This window comes from Microcystis aeruginosa FD4, from assembly GCF_009792235.1.
Taxonomy (GTDB): Bacteria; Cyanobacteriota; Cyanobacteriia; order Cyanobacteriales; family Microcystaceae; genus Microcystis; species Microcystis viridis.
The window spans coordinates 2,528,707-2,553,398 of the sequence record NZ_CP046973.1; the positions used below are offsets into that span (position 1 = coordinate 2,528,707).

Annotated in this window: 25 protein-coding genes and 6 pseudogenes; 15 read left to right on the plus strand and 16 right to left on the minus strand. The window is 42.2% G+C overall.

Annotated features, from left to right (window positions below; genetic code table 11):
• Positions 1 to 507: 507 nt before the first annotated feature.
• From GQR42_RS12850 to GQR42_RS12860, 3 genes and pseudogenes are all read right to left on the minus strand, one after another.
• Positions 508 to 846, minus strand: coding sequence for a P-II family nitrogen regulator (locus tag GQR42_RS12850; protein WP_158200257.1), 339 nt, complete (start codon positions 844 to 846; stop codon positions 508 to 510).
• Positions 847 to 1,029: 183 nt separating this feature from the next.
• Positions 1,030 to 1,434: pseudogene (locus GQR42_RS12855) on the minus strand (DUF4079 domain-containing protein); the annotation flags it as partial.
• Between the two features lie 43 nt (positions 1,435 to 1,477).
• A pseudogene (locus tag GQR42_RS12860) lies at positions 1,478 to 2,278 on the minus strand (RNA-guided endonuclease InsQ/TnpB family protein); the annotation flags it as partial.
• 170 nt (positions 2,279 to 2,448) lie between these two features.
• Here GQR42_RS12860 and GQR42_RS12865 point away from each other — a divergent pair.
• Positions 2,449 to 3,663: an ISL3 family transposase gene (locus tag GQR42_RS12865; RefSeq protein ID WP_158200258.1), complete on the plus strand. Its 1,215-nt coding sequence runs from the start codon at positions 2,449 to 2,451 to the stop codon at positions 3,661 to 3,663.
• A 24-nt stretch (positions 3,664 to 3,687) separates the two neighbouring features.
• Here the strand turns inward: GQR42_RS12865 and GQR42_RS12870 are convergent.
• Positions 3,688 to 4,095: pseudogene (locus GQR42_RS12870) on the minus strand (RNA-guided endonuclease InsQ/TnpB family protein); the annotation flags it as partial.
• A 91-nt stretch (positions 4,096 to 4,186) separates the two neighbouring features.
• Positions 4,187 to 4,267 (minus strand): annotated as a pseudogene (locus GQR42_RS29990) (DUF4079 domain-containing protein); the annotation flags it as partial.
• A gap of 198 nt (positions 4,268 to 4,465) precedes the next feature.
• Between GQR42_RS29990 and GQR42_RS12875 the strand changes: the two are divergent.
• A complete protein-coding gene (locus GQR42_RS12875; RefSeq protein ID WP_158200259.1) occupies positions 4,466 to 5,125 on the plus strand; it encodes a phosphoribosyltransferase in 660 nt (219 codons plus the stop codon).
• Positions 5,126 to 5,162: 37 nt separating this feature from the next.
• On the opposite strand, the gene GQR42_RS12880 is transcribed toward GQR42_RS12875, so the two are convergent.
• Positions 5,163 to 5,459: a YkvA family protein gene (locus tag GQR42_RS12880; RefSeq protein ID WP_158200260.1), complete on the minus strand. Its 297-nt coding sequence runs from the start codon at positions 5,457 to 5,459 to the stop codon at positions 5,163 to 5,165.
• 234 nt (positions 5,460 to 5,693) lie between these two features.
• Positions 5,694 to 6,692, minus strand: coding sequence for an NADAR family protein (locus tag GQR42_RS12885; RefSeq protein WP_233271381.1), 999 nt, complete (start codon positions 6,690 to 6,692; stop codon positions 5,694 to 5,696).
• 432 nt (positions 6,693 to 7,124) lie between these two features.
• Between GQR42_RS12885 and GQR42_RS12890 the strand changes: the two genes are divergently transcribed.
• From GQR42_RS12890 to accD, 3 genes are read left to right on the plus strand one after another with little or no spacing between them, the layout of a single operon-like run.
• Positions 7,125 to 7,934 carry a prepilin peptidase gene (locus GQR42_RS12890; protein ID WP_158200261.1) on the plus strand — a complete coding sequence of 270 codons (810 nt, stop codon included), beginning with the start codon at positions 7,125 to 7,127 and terminating at the stop codon, positions 7,932 to 7,934.
• A gap of 41 nt (positions 7,935 to 7,975) precedes the next feature.
• Positions 7,976 to 8,185 carry a hypothetical protein gene (locus GQR42_RS12895; protein WP_158200262.1) on the plus strand — a complete coding sequence of 70 codons (210 nt, stop codon included), beginning with the start codon at positions 7,976 to 7,978 and terminating at the stop codon, positions 8,183 to 8,185.
• A 19-nt stretch (positions 8,186 to 8,204) separates the two neighbouring features.
• Positions 8,205 to 9,155 (plus strand): acetyl-CoA carboxylase, carboxyltransferase subunit beta, encoded by a 951-nt coding sequence (gene accD, locus GQR42_RS12900; RefSeq protein ID WP_158200263.1) that lies wholly within the window; start codon positions 8,205 to 8,207, stop codon positions 9,153 to 9,155.
• A gap of 87 nt (positions 9,156 to 9,242) precedes the next feature.
• On the opposite strand, the gene GQR42_RS12905 is transcribed toward accD, so the two are convergent.
• Positions 9,243 to 9,626 (minus strand): Fur family transcriptional regulator, encoded by a 384-nt coding sequence (locus GQR42_RS12905; protein WP_158200264.1) that lies wholly within the window; start codon positions 9,624 to 9,626, stop codon positions 9,243 to 9,245.
• Between the two features lie 31 nt (positions 9,627 to 9,657).
• Here GQR42_RS12905 and purS point away from each other — a divergent pair, with 31 nt between their 5' ends.
• Positions 9,658 to 9,915: a phosphoribosylformylglycinamidine synthase subunit PurS gene (purS, locus tag GQR42_RS12910; RefSeq protein ID WP_158200265.1), complete on the plus strand. Its 258-nt coding sequence runs from the start codon at positions 9,658 to 9,660 to the stop codon at positions 9,913 to 9,915.
• A gap of 154 nt (positions 9,916 to 10,069) precedes the next feature.
• Positions 10,070 to 10,756, plus strand: a complete 687-nt coding sequence (purQ, locus tag GQR42_RS12915) for a phosphoribosylformylglycinamidine synthase subunit PurQ (protein ID WP_158200266.1) — start codon at positions 10,070 to 10,072, stop codon at positions 10,754 to 10,756.
• Here purQ and GQR42_RS12920 read toward each other — a convergent pair.
• Positions 10,710 to 10,898, minus strand: a pseudogene (locus GQR42_RS12920) (helix-turn-helix domain-containing protein); the annotation flags it as partial. The gene purQ and the pseudogene GQR42_RS12920 overlap by 47 nt on opposite strands.
• 328 nt (positions 10,899 to 11,226) lie before the next feature.
• Here GQR42_RS12920 and GQR42_RS30300 point away from each other — a divergent pair.
• A pseudogene (locus GQR42_RS30300) lies at positions 11,227 to 11,307 on the plus strand (IS200/IS605 family transposase); the annotation flags it as partial.
• Positions 11,308 to 11,401: 94 nt separating this feature from the next.
• Here GQR42_RS30300 and GQR42_RS12930 read toward each other — a convergent pair.
• Complete coding sequence (locus tag GQR42_RS12930; RefSeq protein ID WP_158200267.1) at positions 11,402 to 12,520, minus strand: glycosyltransferase family 4 protein; 1,119 nt, start codon at positions 12,518 to 12,520, stop codon at positions 11,402 to 11,404.
• On the opposite strand from GQR42_RS12930, the gene GQR42_RS12935 reads away from it, so the two are divergent.
• Positions 12,519 to 12,668: a hypothetical protein gene (locus tag GQR42_RS12935; protein WP_158200268.1), complete on the plus strand. Its 150-nt coding sequence runs from the start codon at positions 12,519 to 12,521 to the stop codon at positions 12,666 to 12,668. The two genes, GQR42_RS12930 and GQR42_RS12935, sit on opposite strands and share 2 nt — an antisense overlap.
• 428 nt (positions 12,669 to 13,096) lie before the next feature.
• Here the strand turns inward: GQR42_RS12935 and GQR42_RS12940 are convergent, their stop codons facing one another.
• Entirely contained in the window at positions 13,097 to 13,756 is a 660-nt protein-coding gene (locus GQR42_RS12940; RefSeq protein WP_158200269.1) for a D-glycero-alpha-D-manno-heptose-1,7-bisphosphate 7-phosphatase, read from the minus strand.
• 862 nt (positions 13,757 to 14,618) lie between these two features.
• Between GQR42_RS12940 and GQR42_RS12950 the strand changes: the two genes are divergently transcribed.
• From GQR42_RS12950 to GQR42_RS12960, 3 genes are all read left to right on the plus strand, one after another.
• Positions 14,619 to 15,254: a D-sedoheptulose-7-phosphate isomerase gene (locus GQR42_RS12950; RefSeq protein ID WP_158200271.1), complete on the plus strand. Its 636-nt coding sequence runs from the start codon at positions 14,619 to 14,621 to the stop codon at positions 15,252 to 15,254.
• A gap of 37 nt (positions 15,255 to 15,291) precedes the next feature.
• A complete protein-coding gene (locus tag GQR42_RS12955; RefSeq protein ID WP_158200272.1) occupies positions 15,292 to 16,317 on the plus strand; it encodes a GHMP family kinase ATP-binding protein in 1,026 nt (341 codons plus the stop codon).
• Between the two features lie 92 nt (positions 16,318 to 16,409).
• On the plus strand, positions 16,410 to 17,138 hold the full coding sequence (locus GQR42_RS12960) for a nucleotidyltransferase family protein (RefSeq protein WP_158200273.1): 729 nt from the start codon (positions 16,410 to 16,412) through the stop codon (positions 17,136 to 17,138).
• Here GQR42_RS12960 and GQR42_RS12965 read toward each other — a convergent pair.
• The 5 genes from GQR42_RS12965 to GQR42_RS28745 all read right to left on the minus strand — a co-directional run bounded on the left by GQR42_RS12965 (position 17,104) and on the right by GQR42_RS28745 (position 20,877).
• Positions 17,104 to 17,673 carry a hypothetical protein gene (locus GQR42_RS12965; RefSeq protein ID WP_158200274.1) on the minus strand — a complete coding sequence of 190 codons (570 nt, stop codon included), beginning with the start codon at positions 17,671 to 17,673 and terminating at the stop codon, positions 17,104 to 17,106. The genes GQR42_RS12960 and GQR42_RS12965 overlap by 35 nt on opposite strands.
• Before the next feature lie 27 nt (positions 17,674 to 17,700).
• Complete coding sequence (locus tag GQR42_RS12970) at positions 17,701 to 18,168, minus strand: hypothetical protein (protein WP_158200275.1); 468 nt, start codon at positions 18,166 to 18,168, stop codon at positions 17,701 to 17,703.
• Positions 18,169 to 18,305: 137 nt separating this feature from the next.
• On the minus strand, positions 18,306 to 19,214 hold the full coding sequence (locus GQR42_RS12975; RefSeq protein WP_158200276.1) for a glycosyltransferase family 2 protein: 909 nt from the start codon (positions 19,212 to 19,214) through the stop codon (positions 18,306 to 18,308).
• A 190-nt stretch (positions 19,215 to 19,404) separates the two neighbouring features.
• Positions 19,405 to 20,061, minus strand: coding sequence for a hypothetical protein (locus GQR42_RS12980; protein WP_233271383.1), 657 nt, complete (start codon positions 20,059 to 20,061; stop codon positions 19,405 to 19,407).
• A gap of 594 nt (positions 20,062 to 20,655) precedes the next feature.
• On the minus strand, positions 20,656 to 20,877 hold the full coding sequence (locus tag GQR42_RS28745; protein WP_233271384.1) for a hypothetical protein: 222 nt from the start codon (positions 20,875 to 20,877) through the stop codon (positions 20,656 to 20,658).
• 167 nt (positions 20,878 to 21,044) lie between these two features.
• Between GQR42_RS28745 and GQR42_RS12990 the strand changes: the two genes are divergently transcribed.
• The 3 genes from GQR42_RS12990 (at position 21,045) to GQR42_RS13000 (ending at position 24,677) form a co-directional block, all read left to right on the plus strand.
• Positions 21,045 to 21,971 carry a cation diffusion facilitator family transporter gene (locus tag GQR42_RS12990; RefSeq protein ID WP_158200277.1) on the plus strand — a complete coding sequence of 309 codons (927 nt, stop codon included), beginning with the start codon at positions 21,045 to 21,047 and terminating at the stop codon, positions 21,969 to 21,971.
• Between the two features lie 46 nt (positions 21,972 to 22,017).
• Positions 22,018 to 23,094: a dTDP-glucose 4,6-dehydratase gene (gene rfbB, locus GQR42_RS12995; RefSeq protein WP_158200278.1), complete on the plus strand. Its 1,077-nt coding sequence runs from the start codon at positions 22,018 to 22,020 to the stop codon at positions 23,092 to 23,094.
• A gap of 188 nt (positions 23,095 to 23,282) precedes the next feature.
• Entirely contained in the window at positions 23,283 to 24,677 is a 1,395-nt protein-coding gene (locus GQR42_RS13000) for a transglutaminase domain-containing protein (protein WP_158200279.1), read from the plus strand.
• The last annotated feature ends 15 nt before the right edge of the window (positions 24,678 to 24,692 follow it).

The following is a 24,692-nucleotide window of genomic DNA, read 5'->3' on the forward strand; positions in this document are numbered from 1 at the left end:
CACGATCAAACATTATATAATATTTGTGACTTTTTAGGCAAGGGGTTTTTTCAGTCACCGGCAATGATCCTATCTAGTCTGGCTGAAGGAAGGGGTGACAATGAGGTTGAAGTCTAGGCTGGGTGCAGGGTGTAGCCTGTGGTTTTTTGGGAAAATTTCCTCGCTGTCACCCTTCAAATTGATTAACTTAATTCTCTCGTCTTCATTGCGGGGAAAGTCTCAAGGTTTTTCCCTACCCCCCACACCCTGTTTCACTTTCAATCTGCTTGTCACCCCCTTCAGGTTTCTGGTACTTTTTTAGCCCAAAAATTCGCAAAACTCTTTTATAGCAAGGCTTAAACTGATATTCAGCAGCTCGCGCTTATAGTAGTTATCTTAATGGTGAGGTACAAAGTTTTTGTTTTGGGGAGTCGGTCGTCGATATCAAATTAGGTGACACTTCTTGATGAGAAACGCTGTAAATAGGGGGGGGATGACAGCATCGTACTATCATCCCTTGCCTAGAGGTTAAATCGCTTCGAGATCTTTTTCGCCGGTACGGATGCGGACGATCTGTTCCACGGGGGAGATGAAGATTTTACCGTCTCCGATTTCACCAGTACGCGCCGCAGAAATGAGCTTATCGACGACCATATCGACTTGATTATCTTCGACGACGATCTCGATCTTGAGTTTTTGGAGAAATTCGACGGTATACTCGGAACCGCGATAACGTTCCGATTGACCTTTCTGACGACCGAAACCTCTAACTTCGGAGACGGTCATCCCGACAATGCCCGCGTTAACTAGGGCGATTTTCACCTCTTCAAGTTTAAAGGGTCGGATAATCGCTTCTACTTTCTTCAAAATATCTATCTCCTCGTTGCGTGACGATACTTTCTTCGTAAATTACCTGTTAATTCTAAACGCAGAATCCCGACAATAGTGCTTAAAGTCATGATTTCTTCAATTATTGCCCTTGGCCACAGTCTCCCACCGTGAAAAATTTCCAGGTGGGAAATAGCCCACCCGAAGCCATAAATAAACCAACTAGAGAGATAATCCTAACTGAAGACCAAAAACACCGTGAACTAGCAGTAAAATCAGGGCAATACTGCCGATATAGGCGTGAATAGTCCGGAAAAGTTCTTTTTTATCGCCATTGAAGCTAGTTAGGGACAATAATCCATTGAAAGCTAATAAACCGATCGCGACCGATCCTGTCCAGAAATGGCTGCTTTCGAGGATGGGATGTTTCTGCATGACTAGGGATAAAATACCGCCAGTGTAACCGAGAACGATAAATAAAAACAGCCAAGGGGCGAGTTTGCGGTGATCAGCCCGATTTTTGGCCACTACGTCCCCATCTTTGCTTAAACGGCTTTGCCAACCGGCATAGGCAGTATAACTACCCATAACTAAACCCACAATCCCCATCATGACTGGATGTCCCCATTGACATCCTCGCCGCCGTAAAACGGACGGCGATTCCCAAACCTCACGATTTAGGTTTCTGCTTCTTTCCCTTGCGGGGTTCCGCACCTGCCTTAACAGATTTACTCTGTTCTGGTCTTATGGTCGCTCTACAGACTGACACCGCAAGCCCTGCGGCCAAAATATTTTTACTAGCGTTAATATCTCGGTCATGGTGAGTCCCACAGTCTGGACAATCCCATTCTCGAATATTTAACGGCATCTTTTCGACAATATGCCCGCAATTACTACACCGCTTAGAACTAGGAAACCATCTATTTATTTCGAGGTAATTTCTCCCATACCAACGGCATTTATAGGCTAATTGTCGAGTGATTTCTCCCCAACTAACGTCAGATATTGCCTGAGATAATTTCGGGTTTTTGACCAGATTCTTGATGGCTAAATTCTCAACCACAATCGTTTGGTTTTCACGAACTAATTGAGTGGTTAGCTTATGTAAATGGTCTTTTCTGCTATCGTTGATTTGAGCGTGAATCCTTGCCACTTTGATTCTTGCTTTTTCCCGATTTTTTGAGCCTTTCTGTTTTCTAGAAAGATTTTTTGGGTCCTTTCGCAGTCTCTGATAATGCTTTTTAAAATGCTTAGGATTAGATACCTTTTCTCCATTGCTGGTAATCACAAGGCTACTAATTCCTAAGTCAATTCCGATGGCTTTATCGGTTGGGGGTAAGGGTTTAATTGTTGGGTCATCAAATCTTATTGAGATATGCCAACGTCCTGAGGAATGTAATCTGACTGTTACTGTGCTTGGTTCACAGCTTTCTGGGATTTGTCTTGACCATCGAATAGGTGGCTCTTCGGTAATTGTTATGCAAATAATTAACTTAAAATAAAATTCGATAAGAGTACCTACGCTCAAAAATAGCTCAAACCCAAACAGGGAAAGATTTTAGGCACAAACAGGTTAATACCAAAAGATAGACAATTGAGTTAAGATTTGATATAATAGCCAAAAACGAGATTATTTTACTTATGATGCTTGACAAATTTTTGAACCTAAAAGGAACGTCTATTCAAGGCTATCTACACCTAGAAAATATCGGTATAGTTTGCCGAATCGAATCGAAAAATCAAAAAGCCACCTGTCCTCATTGTGGGTTAGAGAGCGATAAACTACACCAAAATCATCGACATTTAGTCAAAGATTTACCAATCTCAGGACAACCAGTGTACCTACAAGTTAATCGTCGTCAATTTAAGTGCAATAATTGTCGAAAACCCTTTAGTGAAGAGTTAGATTTTGTCGCCAAGAAACGAACCTATACGAAAAGACTAGCCGAGAATATACTCGAACAATTAAAAGAAGGAGATATTTTAAATGTTAGCCGAAGAAATGACGTAACGGAAGAAGAGATTCAAAGAATGATAGAGGACATAGCTGAAGAAATTACAGAGACAGACCTATCGAAATTAAAAAGACTAGGAATTGACGAAATCGCTCTAGTCAAAGGACAAAAAAATTATTGTGCGGTTTTAGTAAATTTAGATACGGGAAAACTAATAGCTATTCTAGAGAAGCGAACACAAGAAGAATTGAGGGAAACGCTTACGGGATGGGGAAAAGAGGTGTTAGAGCAAATTGAAGAAGTCAGCATAGACCTTTGGTTGCCCTATAAAAATTTGGTGAAAGAATTGATGCCATCGGCCGAGGTAGTCGCCGATAGATTCCATGTCATGAAACAAATTAATCAAGAGTTAGATGAACAGAGAAGAGCAGAAAAAAGAGCCGTAGAAGCGCAGAAAAATAAAAAACAGAAAGCGGAAAAAGAAGCAAAACTAGAAGTTTTAAAGCGAAGTAAATATAGTCTGTTAAAAAATGAAGAAAATTTAACGGAACCCCAAAAACTCAAACTAGAAGCTATCAAAGAAAATTTGCCAAATTTGAAAAAGATGCACGAGTTAAAGGAAGAATTTAGAAAGATTTATGAAACCTCAGAGAATCCGACAGAGGGAATGCTATCCATCTCAGAATGGTTGGCAAAATCCTCCAGTGTTTTTACCAAGAGTTGTCAAACAATCCGAAACTGGTTTGGAGAAATCATTAGTTATTTCGAGCAAAGGACAACGAATGGGGTGGTCGAGGGAATCAACAATAAACTTAAACTAATAAAACGGAGAGCCTATGGCTTTAGAAACTTTCGGAATTTTTGGGTTAGAAGTATGTTGTCTTGGCATCTTGTCTGTTGATTTAGCATAAAGGGTAACGAAGAGCCGAATAGGTAAAGGTTCTGTGCATTTAGCTAAATAGATTTGTTTGTCTTTAAATTTAAAAGCTGACTTAGTAAATTCGGCACTTCCTCCTTGATGTTTTTTCTTAAAGTTAGGATACTTAGTACGACCAGCAAAGAAATTAGTGAAAGCTGTTTGTAGGTGTCTTAACCCTTGTTGTAAAGGTACACAGCTTACCTCGTTGAGAAAGTCTAATTCTTCTTGCTTTTTCCAATCGGTTAGCATTGAAGAAGTTTCAGCATATCCTACTCTTTCTTGTCTTTCGTACCAACCTTGTGTTCTGAGATGGAGTGCCTTATTGTAAACCAATCTTACACAGCCCAAAGTGCGCCGCAATAGCGACTCTTGTTCGGGTGTGGGGTAAAATCGAAACGAATAGGCTTTTTCCATGGGGAGCATTTTAGCATATATGGTGTAAATGCGCTAGTATTTAACGGTAAAGCCGTCGTAGAACGACGGGGTTTCAGACCCAAAATTTTCGATGAACGATCGGTTCAGGAGTTCCGAGACTGCGAAAGGCAGCGGCGATCGGCTCTAGCGCATCACTTAAACTTTGATTCATGTTTGTTACCTAACTTTACAAAACCCTCTCGCCTAAGATTTTAGCCGATCTTTGGCTTGGAAAAACTGCGGTTAGTCGAAAAAATGTCAAGCCTTCGCTAAATTTCTTAACATTTCAGCTAGAGATTAGCGAAGAAATATAGAATAAAGGCAGGGGAGACGATCGATCCCCACGGGGATTAGCCCCCAGGAGGGCATTATGACTTATCTGCTCAAAGATCGGCGATCAGCAGGGAGACTATTAGCTAGTTACTTGACAGAATATACCAATAGTGCTACGGTGCTAGTCTTGGCTTTGCCCCGGGGCGGGGTTCCGATCGCCTTTGAAATTGCCCAAAGGTTACATTTACCCCTAGATCTGTGTTTAGTGCGAAAATTAGGTGTACCGGAGCGCAAAGAGTTAGCTTTTGGGGCGATCGGTCAAAATGGTGTGCGGGTAATCAATGAAAGTATCGTTGAAGACTTGCACCTATCGGAGGCGATGATGGAACGGGTAGCAAAAGAAGAAATGCTCGAATTAGAGCGACGCGATCGCTTGTATCGAGGGGGGCGGCCTTTTCCTAGCCTAACGGGAAAAACGATTATTCTAGTGGATGATGGTATCGCTACGGGAGCAACGATTAAAGCGGCGATTCTGACCCTTAAATCTGGAAATCCCGCTGCTATTATTATTGCTGTTCCTGTTGCCCCACCGGAAGTCTGTGATCAATTAGAAAAATTAGTCGATCGAGTAATTTGCCTACATAAACCATACGAATTGAGATCAATTTCCCTTTGGTACGAGGATTTTTCTCAAACCAGCGATGAGGAGGTGCAAACACTGTTAGCCAGCGTCGATAGTTCTTTGATTCAAGTTTAGGGAGATGGGAAGAATAAATAAAAGCAATCTCCTGAATTTAGAGTTCCACAGCATCGGTATCAACGGTATTGGTTGGGTAAGAAACTTCGGTTTGATTCTTCACTTCTCCTGGACGGCGAGTGCGATAATCAAGAACTAATCGCGATAATTCCGTGGTTAAAAGGGTGAGGACAATCCCATCATCGATCCAACCAATAATCGGAAAAACGTCAGGAGAAATATCGAGGGGGCTAAATAGATAAACCATAGTTCCCAGAATGATAATCCAACGATATTTAGGGTGACTGATTTTGCTGCTGTACCAGTTGTAAAAAGATTCAACAATCGGTTTCATTAATTTTTCCTCGTTGACTGCGATAATTTAATCTTGTCAGGTTGCCCCTGGGTCTGATAGTGGGTTTTTACTCCCCATTATGTAGGGTTATCCCCGCTAATTAATCAAAAAAAAATGCCCAGAAGAAAATTCACCTTTAGGGATGAGCCTTAAGTATGATTACTGGATGCTTAAGAGGGGAGATAGTGGTATCTTTTCGCCTTGCGGGCGTTGGTTAGCTCGCCAGTCAACCATCTACTGGCCGCTGGAAAAATCGTAACGTATTCGTTCACGGGTTTCCATCAATAGCTGACCGAGCATATTCAATCCAGTTCCATCTCCACCATCACCCCAGTATCTATCATTTTTTGTCTGCTCAATCAGCTTTAGATCACCTGTTGAAAGTATCTTTTCAGTCAAGTCAGGATGTTGTGTAAATTTGGCGTATAGAGCCTCTCGCATGACATCATCTTTGATGATTTCCCAATCTCGACGCAGTGGTCTGCGACGATCCCGTCCCATCTCGGCCGCCTCTCGTGCTGTTTTGGCTTGTCGAATTTCTTCTTCATGAGGAGTATTAACAAACTTCTGAGCCTGAAAGTAATGTTCTGAGGTAGGCCATATTCTATCTTTTAGATGGATTGGGTATGGTGCGAAATTCGAGAAAAACCCGTAAGGCTTATTTAAATGGTAAAACTTAATAGGCTCACTCCGAGCGTCGCTTGCATAGTCAATAGCATACTTCGCTAGAGTCGTTTGGATAAGTGTATTAATTTCCCGAGGAAGTGTTGCAATACCTCCGCCAATTGCATAACCAGGTATTGAGCTTTGATTTTGCCATCCTAAAACATCCCATCCCTGATCAAGCAGAAACTTTATATATTCCAAGTCAGATTCAACCACTTGTTGGTGAGTACGTCCGCCATAATCGCTGTAAGTCATTGTAGTAATGGGAGCAATTTGCAAACGCCTTTGTAATGTGGAGTATTTACCTTCCATCAGAGACTCCATCGCTTCCATGACCGCTGCTTGATTGGCTCCTGATGTATTAGTATTCCAATGACCGGATTCATAGGTCTTGTGAATTGTGACAGTTTGAGCATAGTTAGCCGAGTAGGTGATAGCAACACCAGATGACCCTATACTGATCAGCTTCTGTGCTTCAGCAATAATAGCGAGAGCTTGAGCAAATGCGGAAAGATTGTTTCCGCTTTCGTCTTTGTAAGGCAAGTAAAAATTGAATAAACTTCCCATGATAAGCACTTTGATTGAACTGACAAGCGATCAAACAGAGATGAATGCCGATTATGGCGGTCTTCATATTTATAAACTAAAGGATGCGGGAAACCGGTAATTACTAAGACCACGAATGTATGGAAACGTATCAATCAGGCGAAAGTTCAACCATAGGTTTTTAAGCTCCACAAGAAAATATAGCGAGCGGCTAAGATAAGCTGTAAACAATGGAACAGTCAAACTAGGTAGAGGCCGCGAGAGGTGAAAGTCTAACGCAGGGTTCTCAATGGGAGGGGATGAAGGCGACATTCCCGACCCGTAATAGATGAAGTATAACTTAATTTGGTATCGAGGACTGACTCCCCAAAAGGAAAACTTCCTATCTGACTATTAAGATAACTGCAATAACCGGGTATTCTAGGGAAGTGATCGGATTTCAGCCTTGAATCTATGGAAACCCTCTTTCATCTAGTTACTTTTGCCTTTGTTTTCGCTTTTGGTGCCTCGGTGGGCAGTTTTTTAAACGTGGTCATCTATAGATTACCCCAGGGGATATCTCTAGTTTATCCCCCTTCCCACTGTCCGAAATGTCACCATAGGTTGGGTAAAAGCGAGAATATACCCGTTTTCGGCTGGTTATGGCTAGGGGGTCGCTGTCACTGGTGTAGAACCCCGATTTCTTTCCGTTATCCAGCGATTGAAACTGTTACCGGTTTATTATTTTGTCTGGTTTTAGGAGATTTTAGCTTTTCTTGGCAGACCCTCGGCTATTGGATTCTCCTCAGTTGGTTATTAGCTTTAGCTTTGATTGATTTTGACACGATGACGCTTCCTAACTCCCTCACCCAATCGGGATTAGTTTTAGGGATAGTTTTTCAAACTTTCCTGGGTTGGCAAAATAATCAAAGTGTTATCTATCTCTTTTCAGCGATCTCTAGTGCGGTTTTAGGAGTCTGGTTATTTGATCTGATCCGGTGGGGGGGGAGTTTTGCCCTCGGACAACAGGCCATGGGGGGAGGAGATGCCAAATTAGCGGCCATGATCGGTGCTTGGTTAGGATGGCAAGCATTATTAGTCACCGGTTTTCTGGCCTGCGCTATTGGGGCGGCCATCGGTATGACGGGCATTTTTCTGGGGAAAATGGGGAAAAAACAAGCTATACCCTTTGGGCCATTTCTTGCCCTCGGCGCTCTGATGAGTGTCTTTTGGAGTGATCAGATCATCTCAGTCTATCAAACCATTTTTTTCCCTTTGTTGTAAAAAAGTTATCTTGTAATTAAATCTTGATACAATAGTTTTCCGTGTCTTGGATCACCATTAGAACAACCTCCAGTCGTTGGGAAGCCGATTGGCTGCAGGAAATGCTCAAAGCTCACGACATCCCCAGTCGCGTTATCGCTATTGGCCCTGGTATTTATTGCGGCCAGGGGCATCAGGCCGCCCTACAAGTGCGTCCCCAAGATCGCTGGACAGCACTTTTGTTATTAAGTCCTCTAGAAGAAAGTCGATAAATTGTCTTTATTTTAAACTATGTCTCTATTTGATTGGTTTGCAAATCGCCAAAAAACAGAACCCAAGGTTCAACAACAACAGGAACGAGAAATAGCCGATGGTTTATGGACAAAATGCCCAAATTGCGGTGTTTTGGCCTATACGAAGGATTTATTAGCTAATCAACTGGTTTGTCTCGATTGCGGTCATCATAATCGGGTGGAAAGTGAAGAAAGAATTCGCCAGTTAGTCGATGCTAATACTTGGAATTGCCTTGATGAACAGATTCGACCGACGGATCCGCTCAAATTTCGCGATCGGAAAAGTTATAGCGATCGCTTGCGGGAAAGCCAAGAAAAAACCGGTCTGACGGATGCTGTCCGAACGGGAACGGGGACGATCGATGGTTTACCCTTAGCTTTAGGGGTGATGGACTTCCGTTTTATGGGGGGTAGCATGGGATCGGTGGTGGGAGAAAAACTCTGCCGTTTAACGGAACGCGCTACCGATGAAAGTTTACCCCTGGTGATTATCTGCGCTTCTGGCGGGGCAAGAATGCAGGAAGGAATGTTAAGTTTAATGCAGATGGCCAAGATTTCTGGCGCCCTTAACCGGCATCGAGAAGCAAAATTACTCTATATTCCCGTCTTGACTAATCCCACCACAGGAGGAGTCACGGCCAGTTTTGCCATGTTGGGAGATATTATTATCGCCGAACCAAAGGCTACTATCGGTTTTGCTGGTAAACGGGTAATTGAACAGACTTTGCGCGAGAAATTACCGGAAGGCTTCCAAACATCGGAATACCTATTAAAACACGGTTTTGTCGATGCGATCATTCCCCGTACCCATCTCAAAAAAACTCTCGCCCAATTAATTAGTTTACATCAGCCCTTTTTCCCCTTGTTATCCCCCCTGAACAGTCATCATCACCACAGTCAGCCGGAGTTAATCCCTCTGAAAACAGTCCAAGGTCAAACAACAGTTTAATTCCTGTAAGACGGCACTGGAGTTGAAAGTCTGAGCATTTGTCCTAAAATTTCCTGATCGGCAGTTTCAATGTAGTACATCCCACACTTAACCGGGTTGACAGAGATCGCAAAGTCCAAAAAATTCGAGAGTATGGTAATAAACCTTGAATTGGTGGGATTTTTCGAGTTTTTCTGCCAATTCGTGAACGGGACACTCATTAAAGACGATAGACCGACCGCAATGAATACAGGTAAGATGGTGTTGATCCTGCTGAACGGAACTGTAGAGGGATTCCCCTGTGGCTAGGGTTCTCACCTGCACTGCACCCTGTAATTTTAGAGATTCTAGGGCGCGGTAAACAGTGGCTAACCCCATATTTTGGTCACGCTGACGGAGTTCCACAAACAATTCTTGAGCGGATACTGCCCGATTTAAGGTTTTGAGTAAGTGGATAATGCGCTCTTGCGATCGGGTGCGTTGGGGTTTCATATCAAAAAGGTCAGCGATCAAAATTAATTCTATGCCAAAAAATTATCGGTGCTGTATTTATGTTACTCTGCGTCCCTCGGTTCTCGATCCGGCGGGTACGGCGGTAGAGTCGGGATTAAAGCAATTAGGTTATGATACTGTGGCCGGGGTGCGAATTGGTAAGTATATTGAGCTTACCGTGACAGCAGCGGACGAAACCAGCGCCCGCACACAATTAGAGCGAATGTGCGATCAACTATTGGCTAATCCTGTAATTGAAAATTATCGCTTTGATTTGCATTGTCAGTAGATAGGGGATAGAGATTAGGGGATAGGGAAATGGGGAAATGGGGAAATGGGGAAATGGGGAAATGGGGAAATGGGGAAATTCACCCAATACCCCAATACCCTAACACCCATCTGATGAGAGCTTTTTGCACAATGAATTAACCAAGTTAAAAATTATGAAGTTTGGGATTATTGTTTTCCCGGGATCGAATTGCGATCGAGATGTGGCAACGGTGACGGAGGGGATTTTTCAGCAACCTACCCGCTATGTTTGGCATCAAGAGACGGATTTAGGGGATTTGGATGTGATCGTGGTGCCGGGGGGATTTAGTTACGGCGATTATTTGCGCTGTGGTGCGATCGCTCGGTTTTCGCCAGCGATGAAAACTGTCCGAGAAGAGGCCGAAAAAGGTAAATTAGTTTTAGGCATCTGTAACGGTTTTCAGGTATTAACGGAAATTGGACTGCTACCCGGTGCGTTAATTCGCAATCGCGATCTACATTTTATCTGCGATCAAGTGCCGGTAAAAGTGGAAAATAATCAATCTGTCTGGACGCGAGGTTATCAACCGCAACAGGTGCTTAATTTGCCGATTGCTCACGGAGAAGGGCGTTATTATGCCACAGAAGATACGTTAAAATCTCTGGGGGATAACGGACAAATTCTCTTTCGTTACTGTACTCCCACAGGAGAGGTAAATGAGTCAGGAAATCCCAACGGTTCGTTAAATAATATTGCAGGAATTACCAATAAAGCAGGAAATGTGCTAGGAATGATGCCTCATCCCGAACGTGCCGCCGATCCGATGCTCAATTTGACCGATGGTAGTCTGTTATTTCGGGAGATAACTCTGTATATTTAGGCTTTTTCTCGCCTTTTCGATATAGTTCTTCCCAGTAGGCTAAGGTATCGTTCCAGACAACACGCACACACCCGAACAATTGAGACAAAAGCCTCTTTTGTTGGTCTGTTGGGTAAATGCGGTGTTGATACCTTGCTTTCATTGGGTTAGAATGGGTGTGTTTGTAGTCTATAATCAGTGATCAGTAAACAGTAAACAGTGATCAGTGATCAGTAAACAGTGAGCAGTAAACAGTAAAAAGACAGTAAGAAAATTCTATTTAGGGTTGGCTGAATAAATCTAAAAACCTTGTTGGATAATACTTTTAGACTTTTTTCCCATCAAAAAGTGCCTTAGCTAGGGGTGATCGGGGGGAAAATTCAGGTACTTTGTCCCTGAAAATTAGGTAGTTGACCACCTGAAAATCGGTAAAACCCTACACCCCACACCCCACACCCCACACCCTGCCCCCAGGGAAAACTTTTTCAGCAGACCCTAGTTATTTCGTTTCTTCTGTGGGAGGTGTGCCATTGGAAGTTCTTAAGTGCTACATTAAGGAAAAACCGTCGTAAAACGACGGGGTTTTCAACCCAAATTTTCGATAACAGGTAATTGTGCTGTCCTGATGTGAGGAAGGATTATAATGAGTCGCCAAAAAGCTCTAGACTATAATTTTGGCAATAATTGGTTGTAGGATTGGATCATTCTTTCGTAACTAAAGCGAGTGGCATTGATAAAACCTTTTTGCCTTAAATCTTCCAGGCGATCGGGAGCGAGAAGATTTTCTGCAATAATGGTAGCGGCAGCCTCGTGTTCAGTGGGATCGAAATAGACTGCCGCATCGTCAGCGATAACAGTCATGGGGAGACGATTGGAGGTAAAGACGGGACAACCACAGGATTGAGCTTCAATAACGGGAACACCGAATCCTTCCTGAAAGGAGGGAAAGATTAAAGCAGTTGCTAGGCAATAAAAGGCGCGGAGATCCTCATCGGAGACGGTTCCTAATTCGATTACTTGTGCGGACAAGTTATTCTGATTAACAAATTCTCGCATATCCGGCAGTAAAGGTTTTCCCATCAGGATCAATCGGCAATTTTCCAGACCGGGGAAAGTGATTAACCTCTTGAATATTTTCAGCAATCCCAATCGATTTTTGTACCATTGGTCGCCCCCGACATGAATTAGCCAGGGACAATCACTATTAATGTTAAATTTGGCCACTAGATTTACCGATGCTTCTCTTGTCATCGGACCGTAGCCCTCACTCAAGCAATCCTCGATCACTTCCGTTTGTTCGGGGGTAATTTTGGTTAAACGGAGAACATCGGCACGAGTAGCTTCGGAAGAACAGACAACATATTTAGCCTGTTTGAATCCTTGCAAAATCATGGACTGATACTGTTTTCCCGTCCAACTGGTGGGATTTTCAGGAATTTCTCCTAGGGCGGAACGAATGGCCAGCAGATCGTGACAGATCACAAAATATTTGCAATCTTTTAGATAGGGAGTTAAATAGGATAAAGCTTGATCACAAATGCAGACGATATCGGCCCAATCAAGCTGCTGACGTAACTGCACTGGGAAAACAATTAACTTATCAATATACCCTAACCACTTGCCGAGTCCCCGGGGAGAGGATTTCAGTTGACCGAAAATAGGCTGTGCTTGCACTCGCCGAATTTCGTGTCCTTTTTGTCTGAGTCCTTTCTCGACTAAACCGACAAAACGATTGATACTGATCTGCCGATCGTTGACGTAATTTCCTACTATTAAAACTTTCATGATTAGGCTCCAAAAAATCAATTTTTATGGCGGTAAAACTCTCAAACAGTTGCCACCAGAAAGCGTCCTGTTTGACCGATTAGTTTTGTCAGTCCCTTGCCTTAATCGGGAATTTGCCGAGGCGGAAATAAGACAAGATGATCGGTAAAGGTTTTTAATTCTTCACTCTGAGTTTCGGTGATATTCTCCACCCGACGAGCCAATGGGGTAACATCCTGGTTTTGATGAAGATATTTGATCAGGTTAAAAGTTCTAAGGGACTGGCGTGGGAATAATATCCCAGCTTTGAAAATCGCTCTGTAGAAGAATCAGACCAGCCAGATGGCACATTATCAAAGCGCAAGTCCCTTATTGGAAGGGGGTTCTCGAAGGCTCTCCCCCTACTTAGGGTGATCAGCAAACCCCCTGCGCGCGGAGGGCGCAAGCTTTGCGCCCCTACAGTAACGGATTTTGTCCACAATGTAGGGGCGAACTGCGTTCGCCCAAAAGGTACATTATCAAAGCGCAAGTCCCTAACCTCGATTGCCCTGCGACTAGGCCGATAGGGAAAGTTATGGCAAAAAAGGACTAATATTCTCATAATTCTGGCTCGGCAGCGGTTTTTGACAATAATTCTACCGTTTCCTTTAGTTGGCTATACACGGGAATCTGAACTGGGTATTTCTCGATCTCCCCAAGGGTGACTTTTCCTCGCCCTGTTAAGAGCAATACGGGCTGACAACCGGCTTCTAGGGCGCATTCTAGATCACTGGCAGCATCGCCGATAAACAACGAGCCAGCCAAGTCGATTCTGTATTGGTGGGCGGCGGCCAGCAGCAGATAGGGGGAGGGTTTGCGGCAGAGACAACCTTCGTCGGGATGGTGCGGGCAGATGGCAAGATCGTGAAAATGCACCCCCAATTGTCGGTATTCCTCCATCATACGCCCGTGAATCGCCGCTAGATCGTCCCAAGTGAAATAGCCCCTAGCAAGTCCCGATTGATTGGTGATGATGATCAGCAGATAACCCGCATCCTGCCACTGTTTTAAGGCAGCCGCTGCCCCGGCGGGAATGCTCACCTGTTCTGGTTTACTCAGGTAGGGAATATAGTCAATAACTACCCCATCTCGATCGAGAAATAAGGCTTTGTTCTTTTTTGCTCCATCTTCGCTTTCGCGGTCAGAATTGCCAGCAGGCGGCGGATAGGGGGATTTTTGGTCGCCGTCATTGACAGAAATTGCGGGGAAAGGATTCATTATGTTGGACTTTTTCGAGTCGGGGACTAGAATTCTCAGTTCTGCTGTCAGAGACGAGAGCTTGAACTGATGCACAGATAAAATTCGAGGGATTGTAGCGATTTGTGCTAGTTTTCTCGACTAAATTGCTTCTCCTTACTATCTAGGTGTCAGAGTATAGCAATCACGGCATATTATACGCCTTCAGGCCTTTGGGCTTTTGATTATATCGGCGGTATTGTCAGGAATTGTTAACATTTTTGTCGGGCTAAACAAAAGGCCAAGACTGGCAAGGGTTGAATCCCCCGCTCAGAAATCCCCCATCCCAGCCAGAATAGGGACTTGCGTGGGAATAATATCCCAGCTTTGAAAATCACTCTGTAGAAGAATCAGACCAGCCAGATGGCATATTATCAAAGCGCAAGTCCCTTAGCTGCAGGGGTTCTCGAAGGCTCTCCCCCTACTTAGGGTGATCAGCAAACCCCCTCCGCGCGGAGGGCGCAAGCTTTGCGCCCCGACAGTAACGGATTTTGTCCACAATGTAGGGGCGAACTGCGTTCGCCCAAAAGGTACATTATCAAAGCGCAAGTCCCATACATCAAAAATTTATTTACAAACAAAACAAATTGTGCTAAGGTTGGGGCGTTTGTGGTATATTCCCAGAATAACCGGTAAGATATCACTGTTTTGACTCGATCGCTCTAGGTTTCTTTAGAACTATCGTTGGCCTGTTTTTCTTGCCCTGTGATAAATTCTACCATGCTAGGCGTTTTGTACCTAACTAATGGCGAGCAATTCTGGTCTTTTGATACTATTCAATGTAATGACAGGATAATCGAGAGTTAAATTTATTCAAATAATAGAAATTGGAACAATCAAACCTATGCGAATGGTGGAAAAATCAAACAAAAAATTGGATAGTTTCCAGAGTGATCCCTCTCTGTCACTTTTAATCAAGAATGAATTGGAAGAAGCTTATAACCTGAAGAAAAAACTACTAACCGATACAAAATATCTAGAGAAAATCCAAGAGATTTGCCAAGTATGTATCCATGCTTATCGCAACAACCACAAAGTATTAGTCGCCGGTAATGGGGGCAGTGCAGCCGATGCTATCCATTTTGGCGGTGAGCTGCACGGCCGATTTCTCAAAGAAAGACAGTCTTTACCCGTTCGCGTCCTCAACAGTGATATCGCCAGTTTAACAGCGATCGCCAACGATTATGGCTACGAATATATTTTTAGCCGCCAGATAGAAGCGGAAGGTAATCCGGGTGATGTGTTTATCGGTATTTCCACTTCGGGAAATTCCGCCAATATCCATCAAGCTCTGAAAGTTTGTCAAGTAAAAGGTCTCACTAGCATCGGTTTAACTGGGGCGAAGGGATTAGCTCTAGAGCAAAAAACCGATTATTGTTTGATGATTCCTAGCACCAGTACCCCGCGCATTCAAGAAGGTCATGGTTTTATTCTTCATACTATTTGTTTAGCGCTCGAAGAAGCGCTCTTTCCTAACTAAAATCTCCTAGCAAAAAATCAACCTAAACAGCCTACCTATGATCATCAGAACCAAAGCTCCTTTAAGATTAGGTTTAGGTGGTGGCGGCACCGATGTCGAGCCTTACTGTAGTCTTTATGGGGGTTATGTTCTCAACGCTACTATCGATCTCTATGCCTACTGTACAGTCACGGAAATTACTGACAAACAAGTCATTTTTGTGTCCGCCGATCGAGGAGAACAACAAATAGAAACCCTCCAGTTTCCTCTCCCCTATAACGGCGTTCTCGATCTCCATAAAGCGGTCTACAATCGTTTGATTAAAGACTTTAATCAAGGGCAACCTTTGCCACTGCAAATCACTACCTTTTCCGATGCGCCGGCTGGTTCAGGATTGGGTTCTTCTTCTACCCTAGCCGTGGCTATAGTTAAAGCCTTTGTGGAACTGTTAAAATTACCCCTAGGCGAGTACGATATCGCCCATTTAGCCTACGAGATCGAACGAATTGATCTAGGCTGGTTAGGGGGCAAGCAGGATCAGTACGCTGCTACTTTTGGCGGCTTTAATTTTATGGAATTTTATGAACAAGATCGAGTCATAGTTAATCCTTTGAGAATTAAAAATTGGGTGATCAATGAATTGGAAGTCTCTCTGATCCTCTACTATACAGGCATTTCTCGCTACTCATCTCAAGTCATTGAGGATCAAATTCAGAATGTCCAAGAAAAAAATGAGCAGGCGATCGCCGCTACCCATCAACTCAAAAAAGAGGCAATTCTCTTTAAAGAAGCACTGCTCAAATCAGATTTTATGGGGATAGCAGAAATTCTGAGAACTTCTTGGGAAGCGAAAAAGAAACTATCCAAATTAATTAGTAATCCGCAGATTGATCGCATTTATCAGGTAGCTAGGGAAACCGGGGCCTATTCAGGCAAAATATCGGGAGCCGGTGGCGGTGGTTTTATTATCTTTATGGTCGATCCTACCAAGAAAATCGAAGTAATTAAAGCTTTGAAAGCAGCAGGAGGGCAGGTGATTAATTTTCATTTCACTAAATACGGAACCCAAGCATGGACATTATAGCAAACCAAGGATCGACGGGGAAGGATTATACCTGTAACCCTAAAAATAGTTTTGAAAAGATTGGCAATAATTAAATTTTTTGAGGTGTATCTATGGACGTAATTATTCTGGCGGGTGGGTTAGGAACCAGGTTGCGATCAGTAATCAACACTTTACCAAAACCCATGGCTCCCGTTGCTGACAGGCCTTTTTTAGAATATCTATTAGATTACTTAATCTCTCAAAAAATTACCAACAAATTTTTAGTTTCTGTTGGCTATGAATATCAGAAAATTATCGATCATTTTGGCGATAATTACAAGGAATACGAACTAAATTATCTGATAGAAGATACACCCTTGGGAACTGGAGGAGCGCTTCGGTTGGCACTCAATAAAATTGAAACCGAACAAGCATTAATTGTTAACGGAGATACCTTGTTTAATGTCAATTTATCCGCCCTAATTAATTTACATAATCAAAAGAAATCCCTGATAACCCTTGCTCTGAAGCCGCTAACTGACTTTGAGCGTTATAATAATGTTCTCCTAGACGATGATCAAAAAATTATCGGGTTTGAATCCAAAAAATATCAACATAAGGGCTATATTAATGGTGGCATATATTGTGTAGGGAAAAACATATTATACAGCTTTGATCTGCCATCAAAATTTTCTTTTGAGGACGACTTTCTAAAAGTTCATACCGAGAAAGTTCCCATGTATGGCTTTATTTCTGACGAATATTTTATTGACATAGGCATCCCCCAAGATTACGAAAAAAGTCAGATTGAATTACCTGAACTTTTTAATTCCCGAAATCAGGTTCAACATCGGGATTAAAATACGAGCCGTAAAAGTTGGCAACTTTGGCTAAATTATGGTCTTGATACCATGTATGAGCATTGTCAGCAATTTGCTGAAGTTGACTCAAATCGAGACTAGACAGATTTTCATCAGCTACTAAATAATGTTTATTATTTTCTACTCCATCCGCTTCAGAAGGATTATAACGTGTTAGGACTGGAACCAAACCATGGGCAGCATAAGCAGCAAAGATAGTTGATTTACCTAAACCTCTTGGAAAACGGCTATAATCCAGAAAGCCTGCCCGTGAAGTTAACATCAATTCACTAACCACCTGATTAGGCTGAAATCCCATAGGGATTATCTCTATTCCTTTGAATTGACCTTCTGTGGCACTCAAATCACAGGGATCACCAACATCATAAATGCGTTCAATACCTAAAGCTCGACAGGCTTTTAACAGGTTTTTACTGAATTTTGTATAGACTAGGGGGCGACTGTGCTTGGAACCGAAAACAATAAGGTATGGTGGGCGTTCCTTTAGAGGAAGGATAGATTGAGGTTCACCCATAGTAGAAAAATTTGGTAAGCAAATAACTTAGGTTTTTCCAGTCAATCGTGAAACTATATTTTTAATTCTGGAAGTAGTAGTCACGATTGAATCAGCTAATCTGAAGATTTGATAAGACGTTAATAAAAATCTGAAAGCGGGGAAAATTATCCCTTTTCTTGTGTAAGTTGCGTTGAACTCATGGACTAGGATAATTAATTTAAAGTCTCCAGTTCTCTTGAGATTTTGTAATACTCTCAAGAGCCAATCGGGAACATCGTAGTGTCTACAGTTATAATGTAAGAGAACCCCCAAACAATCTGGAGTTATCAGTGAAGACAAAACACTGGGATCGTCCATATTCTTAATAGATTGATATTTGATCAGGCGGCTTCCTATACCAGTTTCTGCTCTAATCGCTTCAGCTAAAACAACGTTGAAATCTCCATCATGACTGGTAAATGGAACAATTTGGATAATTTGTTTTTGATTGACTGGTTTTGTTGTGTCAAACATAGATTTTTTCACTCAATTGACATACTCCCACCTTCACAGCCTAGCTTGACGGTGGGAGTATGTCAAGAAGTGGATAGGGTGTGTTGATAACTCATGGGAAATAAAAAGAGATTGGTAAAGTATCGCACGATAATTAGTCATGCTTTCCAGAGACTTTTGATTTTGGTCTTGATGCCATTGTATAACTCCTCGAAGACAAGATTCCAGAAATAACCATACTGGGGAAATCGCTTAACCAGTAAAGCATCGGAAGGAAAAAGAATTCTGGGGGTTTTCATGGAATAAGGTCTGACTATATATCTTATTTGACTGGGTTCGGGCATCCAATGGCCGATATACATATCTTTTTGAAAAAACTTCGCTTGCAGAAACAACCCTAAAGCTCTATCAAATCCCCAGAGAGGCAACCAAGTTAAAATTCCTCCTATCCTCATACTGCGGACAAAATCATCTAAGGCTTCTTTCACCAAGGCTGTTTTCCAAATATTATTATTGAAAGGTTCTAGATGATAGCCATGAAAATCTTTTCTTTTGGCGTAGGGCCATAAAGCTAGTCTTAACTCGAAAGGATTATCCAGGGGAGCGATAGGAACTTCCACTAAATCTTGGTATTTATCTTGTCTTTTTCTAGAGATATTTAACTGATTGATAGCGGGTAGCTCTGGCCAGGGAGCTTTAATTCTTTCCTCATCGAGATAATCAATTCCCCCCTTATGGAGACGTAAGAGCCAACTTTGGGGAAAATTATCAAAGTAATCTTTCGCTAAGGCAACCACTTGGGGATGCAAGAAATCATCATCATCGAGAGCCAACACATATTGACCAGAAGCATTGAGAAGACCGACGGCTCTCTGGGCTGTTTCTCCCTGATAAAGACTATGAAAAATTTTGACTCTGGGGTCTTCTACGCAAGGGGTAACTGCCCCGGGAGGATAAACCCAAATAAATTCTACTTCCCCTTGAATTGCCAGAAGTTGTTGCAACCAATATTCGGAAAATTTGCCCAGAGTTGGAGTAACGATTGATAGAATTGGTGAGTTGATCATGATTAGCTGACTATCCCTCTTTTCCTAGTCGATAAAGTACATATTTTTGGGGAACTTCCCTGAGATTGGTAATCACCAGATTCCAAATATATCCATACGGGAGCATTTCACCTTTGTAGGCCCTAAATTAGGTTTTATGTCAAGCTATTTTGAAAGCCTTGCCAGAAGCCAGTTTTAGCGACAGGTATAATTACTCGCTTGCATAAATGAGATGCTCCCTATCCATAAATAAACTAACGATATATTTGCAGGTTGCCTGTACCATTTGAGGGAGCCAGACTTTTTTATCAAAATTTTTAGGATGAGGGCTGTGATGATCTTTTCTTTCGCGCACAAAGCACATCAAATCTAACTTTCTTTTGTCAAAAGGAACGATGGGAATTTCCTTTAAGTAGCCACTTCGATCTGAGCCATCCTGATTTTTGGAGCTTTTATCCCACACAGTTAGTTCTTCTATCCGGGGCAGCGGTTGCCAGGGACTGCTCAGTTCTTTTGTTTCCCCATACTGAAATCGCTGAGTACAGAGTCTCATCACCCAGCTATCTGGAAATCGCTGGAAATACTGTAGAACCATGGTCAAGATATCGGGATGAAGCAACTCATCACAATTAATGGTTAGTGTGTAAGGTGCTGTCGCATTCATTAACCCACTAATTCTTTGAATAATTTCCCCCCGCAAGGGACTGACTATTTGCTGTACCCTAGGGTCGGACGTGGGGTACTTAGGTGCTGCTGGTGGATGAGAGATAAATTCTACTTCTCCCTTGACCTCAGTCAGCCCATTAAACCAGTGGTCAGCAAATCCTTCTCTAGTCGGAATAACAATTGATCGGCTTGGTGTGGACACCTTGTCCATAATAAAAAAATTTTCTCTCTATTTTTTGATGTCATTGTATCATAGTTCTCCGGCAACAAGGAAAATTTCTAGAAGATCGGAAAGCTGAGAGGTCAAGAGTGAGAATTCAAGAGAAATAAAATCGATATTCAATTTGTTTACAATCCTAAAATCTGATTTCTAGGTTTTTTAATCCGGCTCTTCGTTCTTGGAGAGTAAGTGGGTGGGTGGAATTAAATATAAGATGAACGTAGGTTGAGCTTCGGCCGTGAGCTTTTGCCGAACGGTTGAAGCATGAAACCCAACGCCCGCTCATGTTACGAAGTGCGCTAACCCATCCTACAAATAATTGTGCCTCCCTACTTACGAAGTTTAGAATGGGAAATCGAGTAACGGTTATGCGGCTAAGTCCAGCAGATCAGGATTGGGGATGGGGTCGGGTTTGGCGGCGAGTAATTTAGGCAAAAGTAGACTGGGTGGGCTTTGCGGGAAAAAGGCTTGGGCGAGGGTGTTGCAGGGCGAGTAGAGCAATCCGCTCGCTGGGGAAGCCATGGCAGGGAAGAGTGCTCCCCCAGCGAAGTGTACCCAAATGGTCTTAGGCAATTCTCAACTGAGAACTTGGAGTAAACCAAGGGCAAGGGCATTGAGAGTAACAAAACGTTCAAAGGCTTCGACTTTAGCCAAAATTTGAGCCTGAACATCCTGGTGATAGTCAGATTTCCCCCGGCAAGAACTTCGGCTCTCTTGGGTTTGGTGGGTAAAATGTATGCTAAGATACAGTCCTGCTGGCGAGGGAGTGGAAGGAACCACACCAGACACAGAGGACACAAAGATTGATCGCTTCTATGGTAAGTTAAGCTGATCACACAAAGAATAAGAGAGCCGAACTTCGCACTGTCCAGTACTCTAGAAGAGCCAAAAGTAAAAAGGAAAAAAACGGAGATAGGAGTGGGAAAATTAACACTGATCACTGATAACTGATAACTGATAATCCTGTGGCTGTTTTAAAAGATAATCGGGCTACCGTCCAAAAAGTTCTCTGGATCACCCTGCTGCTGAACATTTTGGTTATGGCGATCAAAGCGGTGGTGGGTTTGAGGATTGGTTCTTTAAGTCTACAAGCGGATGCTCTCCATAGTGTCACCGATAGTGCTAACAATGTCTTGGGATTGGTAGCGATGCGGTTTTCCTCTCCCTATCCCGATCGAGATCATCCCTACGGACATCTGAAATACGAAGCGATCGGAGCTTTAGCGATCGCCGCCTTTTTGGGGATTGCCTGTTTTGAAATCTTGCAAGGGGCGATCATGCGTATTATCAAAGGAGGAAAACCCGTCGAGATTGCTGGTCCTGAGTTATGGCTATTAATTATCGTTTTAGGGGTGAATATTTTTGTTACTTATTATGAAAGATCGGTGGGGCAGCGTGTCGGTAGTGCGATTTTGATTGCCGATGCTCGTCATACCATGAGTGATGTGTGGGTGACAATTACGGTTTTATTGGGTTTAGTGGGGGTTTGGGTGGGTAATACGGCTAATATTCCCCAATTACAATGGTTAGATGCGATTTTGTCCTTTCCCGTCGCTTTTTTGGTGTTTAGCAGTGGTTGGAAAGTCCTCAAGGAGAATTTACCTTTGTTAGTGGATGAAATGGCGATCGCTCCTGAAGTGCTTCATCAAATTGTGATGGAGGTGCCGGGGGTGCTTAATTGTCATGCGATCGCATCTCGGGGAGTGGTGGGAAGACAGGTATTTATAGAAATGCACCTAGTTGTCTCCGCTGAAGATGTGGAAACTGCTCACGCAATCACGGAAGCGGTAGAAGCAAGATTAACCCAACAATTTAGCCCTGTGAGAATTTTAATTCACGTTGAACCGCCGGATTATCGTTCCGATCAGATCACTTTTGATGAAGAAGTGTGAAGCAAAAAGGCCTAAAATAAGTAGCAAACTTTTGCTAGAGGTGGCCATGACGACAGAAAATCAAGCTAGAAGCATAGTAATTACTGGTGGAGCAGGATTTATCGGCTCGAATTTTGTTCATCATTGGTGCGAGAATTATCCTGAGGATCGTGTAATTGTTCTTGATGCTCTTACCTACGCGGGCAATTTGAATAATTTAGCGACACTGAAAGATAGAAAGAATTTCCGTTTTCTGCAAGGGGATATCTGCGATCGAGCTTTAGTTGATGAATTATTTACCAGTGAAAATATCGATACAGTTGCCCATTTTGCCGCCGAATCCCATGTGGATCGATCGATTCTTGGTCCTGGAGCTTTTGTGCAAACTAATATGGTGGGAACTTTTACTCTATTAGAAAGTTTTCGGCAACATTGGTTAAGTAATCATCAACCGGATAACTATCGTTTTCTGCACGTTTCCACCGATGAGGTTTATGGCAGTTTAGGAGTAGATGATCCAGCTTTTACCGAAACTACTCCCTATGCTCCTAATAGTCCCTATTCTGCCTCAAAAGCGGGGAGTGATCATCTAGCGAGAGCTTATTTTCATACCTACGGAATGCCGACAATTATTACTAATTGCTCTAATAATTATGGTTCCTATCATTTTCCCGAAAAGTTAATTCCTTTGATGTGTATTAATATTCTTTTGGGTAAACCTTTACCCGTTTATGGTGATGGTAAAAATGTTCGGGACTGGTTATATGTTCGGGATCATTGTCAAGCATTAGATACAGTTATTCACAAAGGAAAAGCGGGAGAAACCTATAATATTGGCGGAAATAACGAGGTAAAAAATATCGATTTAGTCAGGATGTTATGTGAGTTAATGGATGAATTAGCTCCCGATTTACCCGTGAAACCTGCTCGGAATTTAATTACTTTTGTTAAGGATCGCCCCGGCCATGATCGCCGGTATGCTATTGATGCGAGTAAAATTCGCACCGAATTAGGTTGGCAACCTCAGGAAACCGTAGAGGGGGGATTAAGAAAAACCATTCAATGGTATCTTGATAATCGCGATTGGTGGCAACCTTTGTTATCCAAAGAATATCAGGAGTATTATGATAAAGTTTACGGTTAGAGAAGGGTAAAAACTTTAATCTTAATTTTAGGTGTGTTAGCCAAAACTAACACACTTTAGCTAGATTAATATTTAAATTCTCAGTGATTAAGATCACAGGAAAATCTCAAAAAAATAGTTAGGTTTGAGAGATAATAGGATCAGAGCAGACTAAGACTGGCAATCTTTACTTTTTATTAGCAGCAACCATGGCTTATAAAAGAAATTATCGCCGCCGCAAGAATCGGCAATCGGGAAGGACAATTCCAGGGATTTTCATCTTTTTAGTTTTAATGTCCGTTGGGATGGCATTTAAAAACCAAAGTTCTCAACTGCTCAGGAATTTTCAATCATTTAAACCAGCAAATGATTTAATTTCTAATACTAAGAATCTGCAACTTTCTCAGCCAATTATTTCGGGGAATAATCCCCAAGTTAGACAGGGAAATTATCAAGATATTGATCGTCTAGCTCGCAGCATCAATTACCAAGGAAATTCTCTATCAGAATTAGCAACAATTCTATCTAAATATGCCAAAACAGAAGCAGAAAAAGCCCGCATTATTTACGTTTGGATTACCCATAATATTACCTACGATGTGGCAAGTTTTTTAAGGAGTAATTACGGTGATGCCAGTCCTTATACTGTCCTCAAAAATCGTTTTGCTGTCTGTTCAGGTTATGCCAATCTTTATCAAGCTTTAGCAGAAAAAATGGGATTAAAATCAGCAGTTGTTATCGGTTATGCTAAAGGATTAGGCTATCTAGTGGGCAATGCTAGTGATGCTAACCATGCTTGGAATACTGTCAGAATTAATAATGCTTGGTATCTAATTGATGCAACTTGGGGTGCGGGAGTAGTCAATAACAATCAATTTCAACGGCAATTTAATCCTCATTATTTTGCTACTCCACCCGCACAATTAATTTATAGTCATTTCCCCGAACAAACTCAGTGGCAATTATTACCGAAAGTTTATAGAAAACAACAATTTGATTCTTGGCCGATTGTGACATCACAATTTTTTCGAGATGGCATAAAATTAGTCAATCACAATAGTTATAATATCCAGTCTTCAGGAATAACAGAAGTTATTTTACAAGTTTCTCCTCACACCCATATTTATGCTCAATTGCAGCAAAATAATTTACCTATAAATAGCCATTTACCCTTAATTCAAAGAGTCAATGGACAAGCAACAATTAAAGTTTCCTTTCCCCAAGCTGGAAGTTATGATTTGATGGTTTTCTCTAAAAATAAATCCGATAAAAATAACTTTAATCATGCTTTATCTTATCGAATTACCAGTAGTGCTAAGGGTGTTTCTATACCGAAAACATATGCTACTTTTGAAGAAAATAATGCCTATCTTTATAGTCCCACAATAGCCAAATTAACTAAGAATCAATTGGTAAATTTTAAAATTGAAGTACCTAATGCTTTAGATGTGGTTATCATTGATCAATCATCGGGTAACTGGACTCCTTTAACTAAGTCAGGGAATTTATTTTTCGGTAATGTTAAAGTTGGTTCAGGAAATATAACCATCGCTGGCAAGTTTACGGAGGGTAATAACTACGCTAGTTTAGTTGAGTACGAGTAATTTATCTTTGAGTCA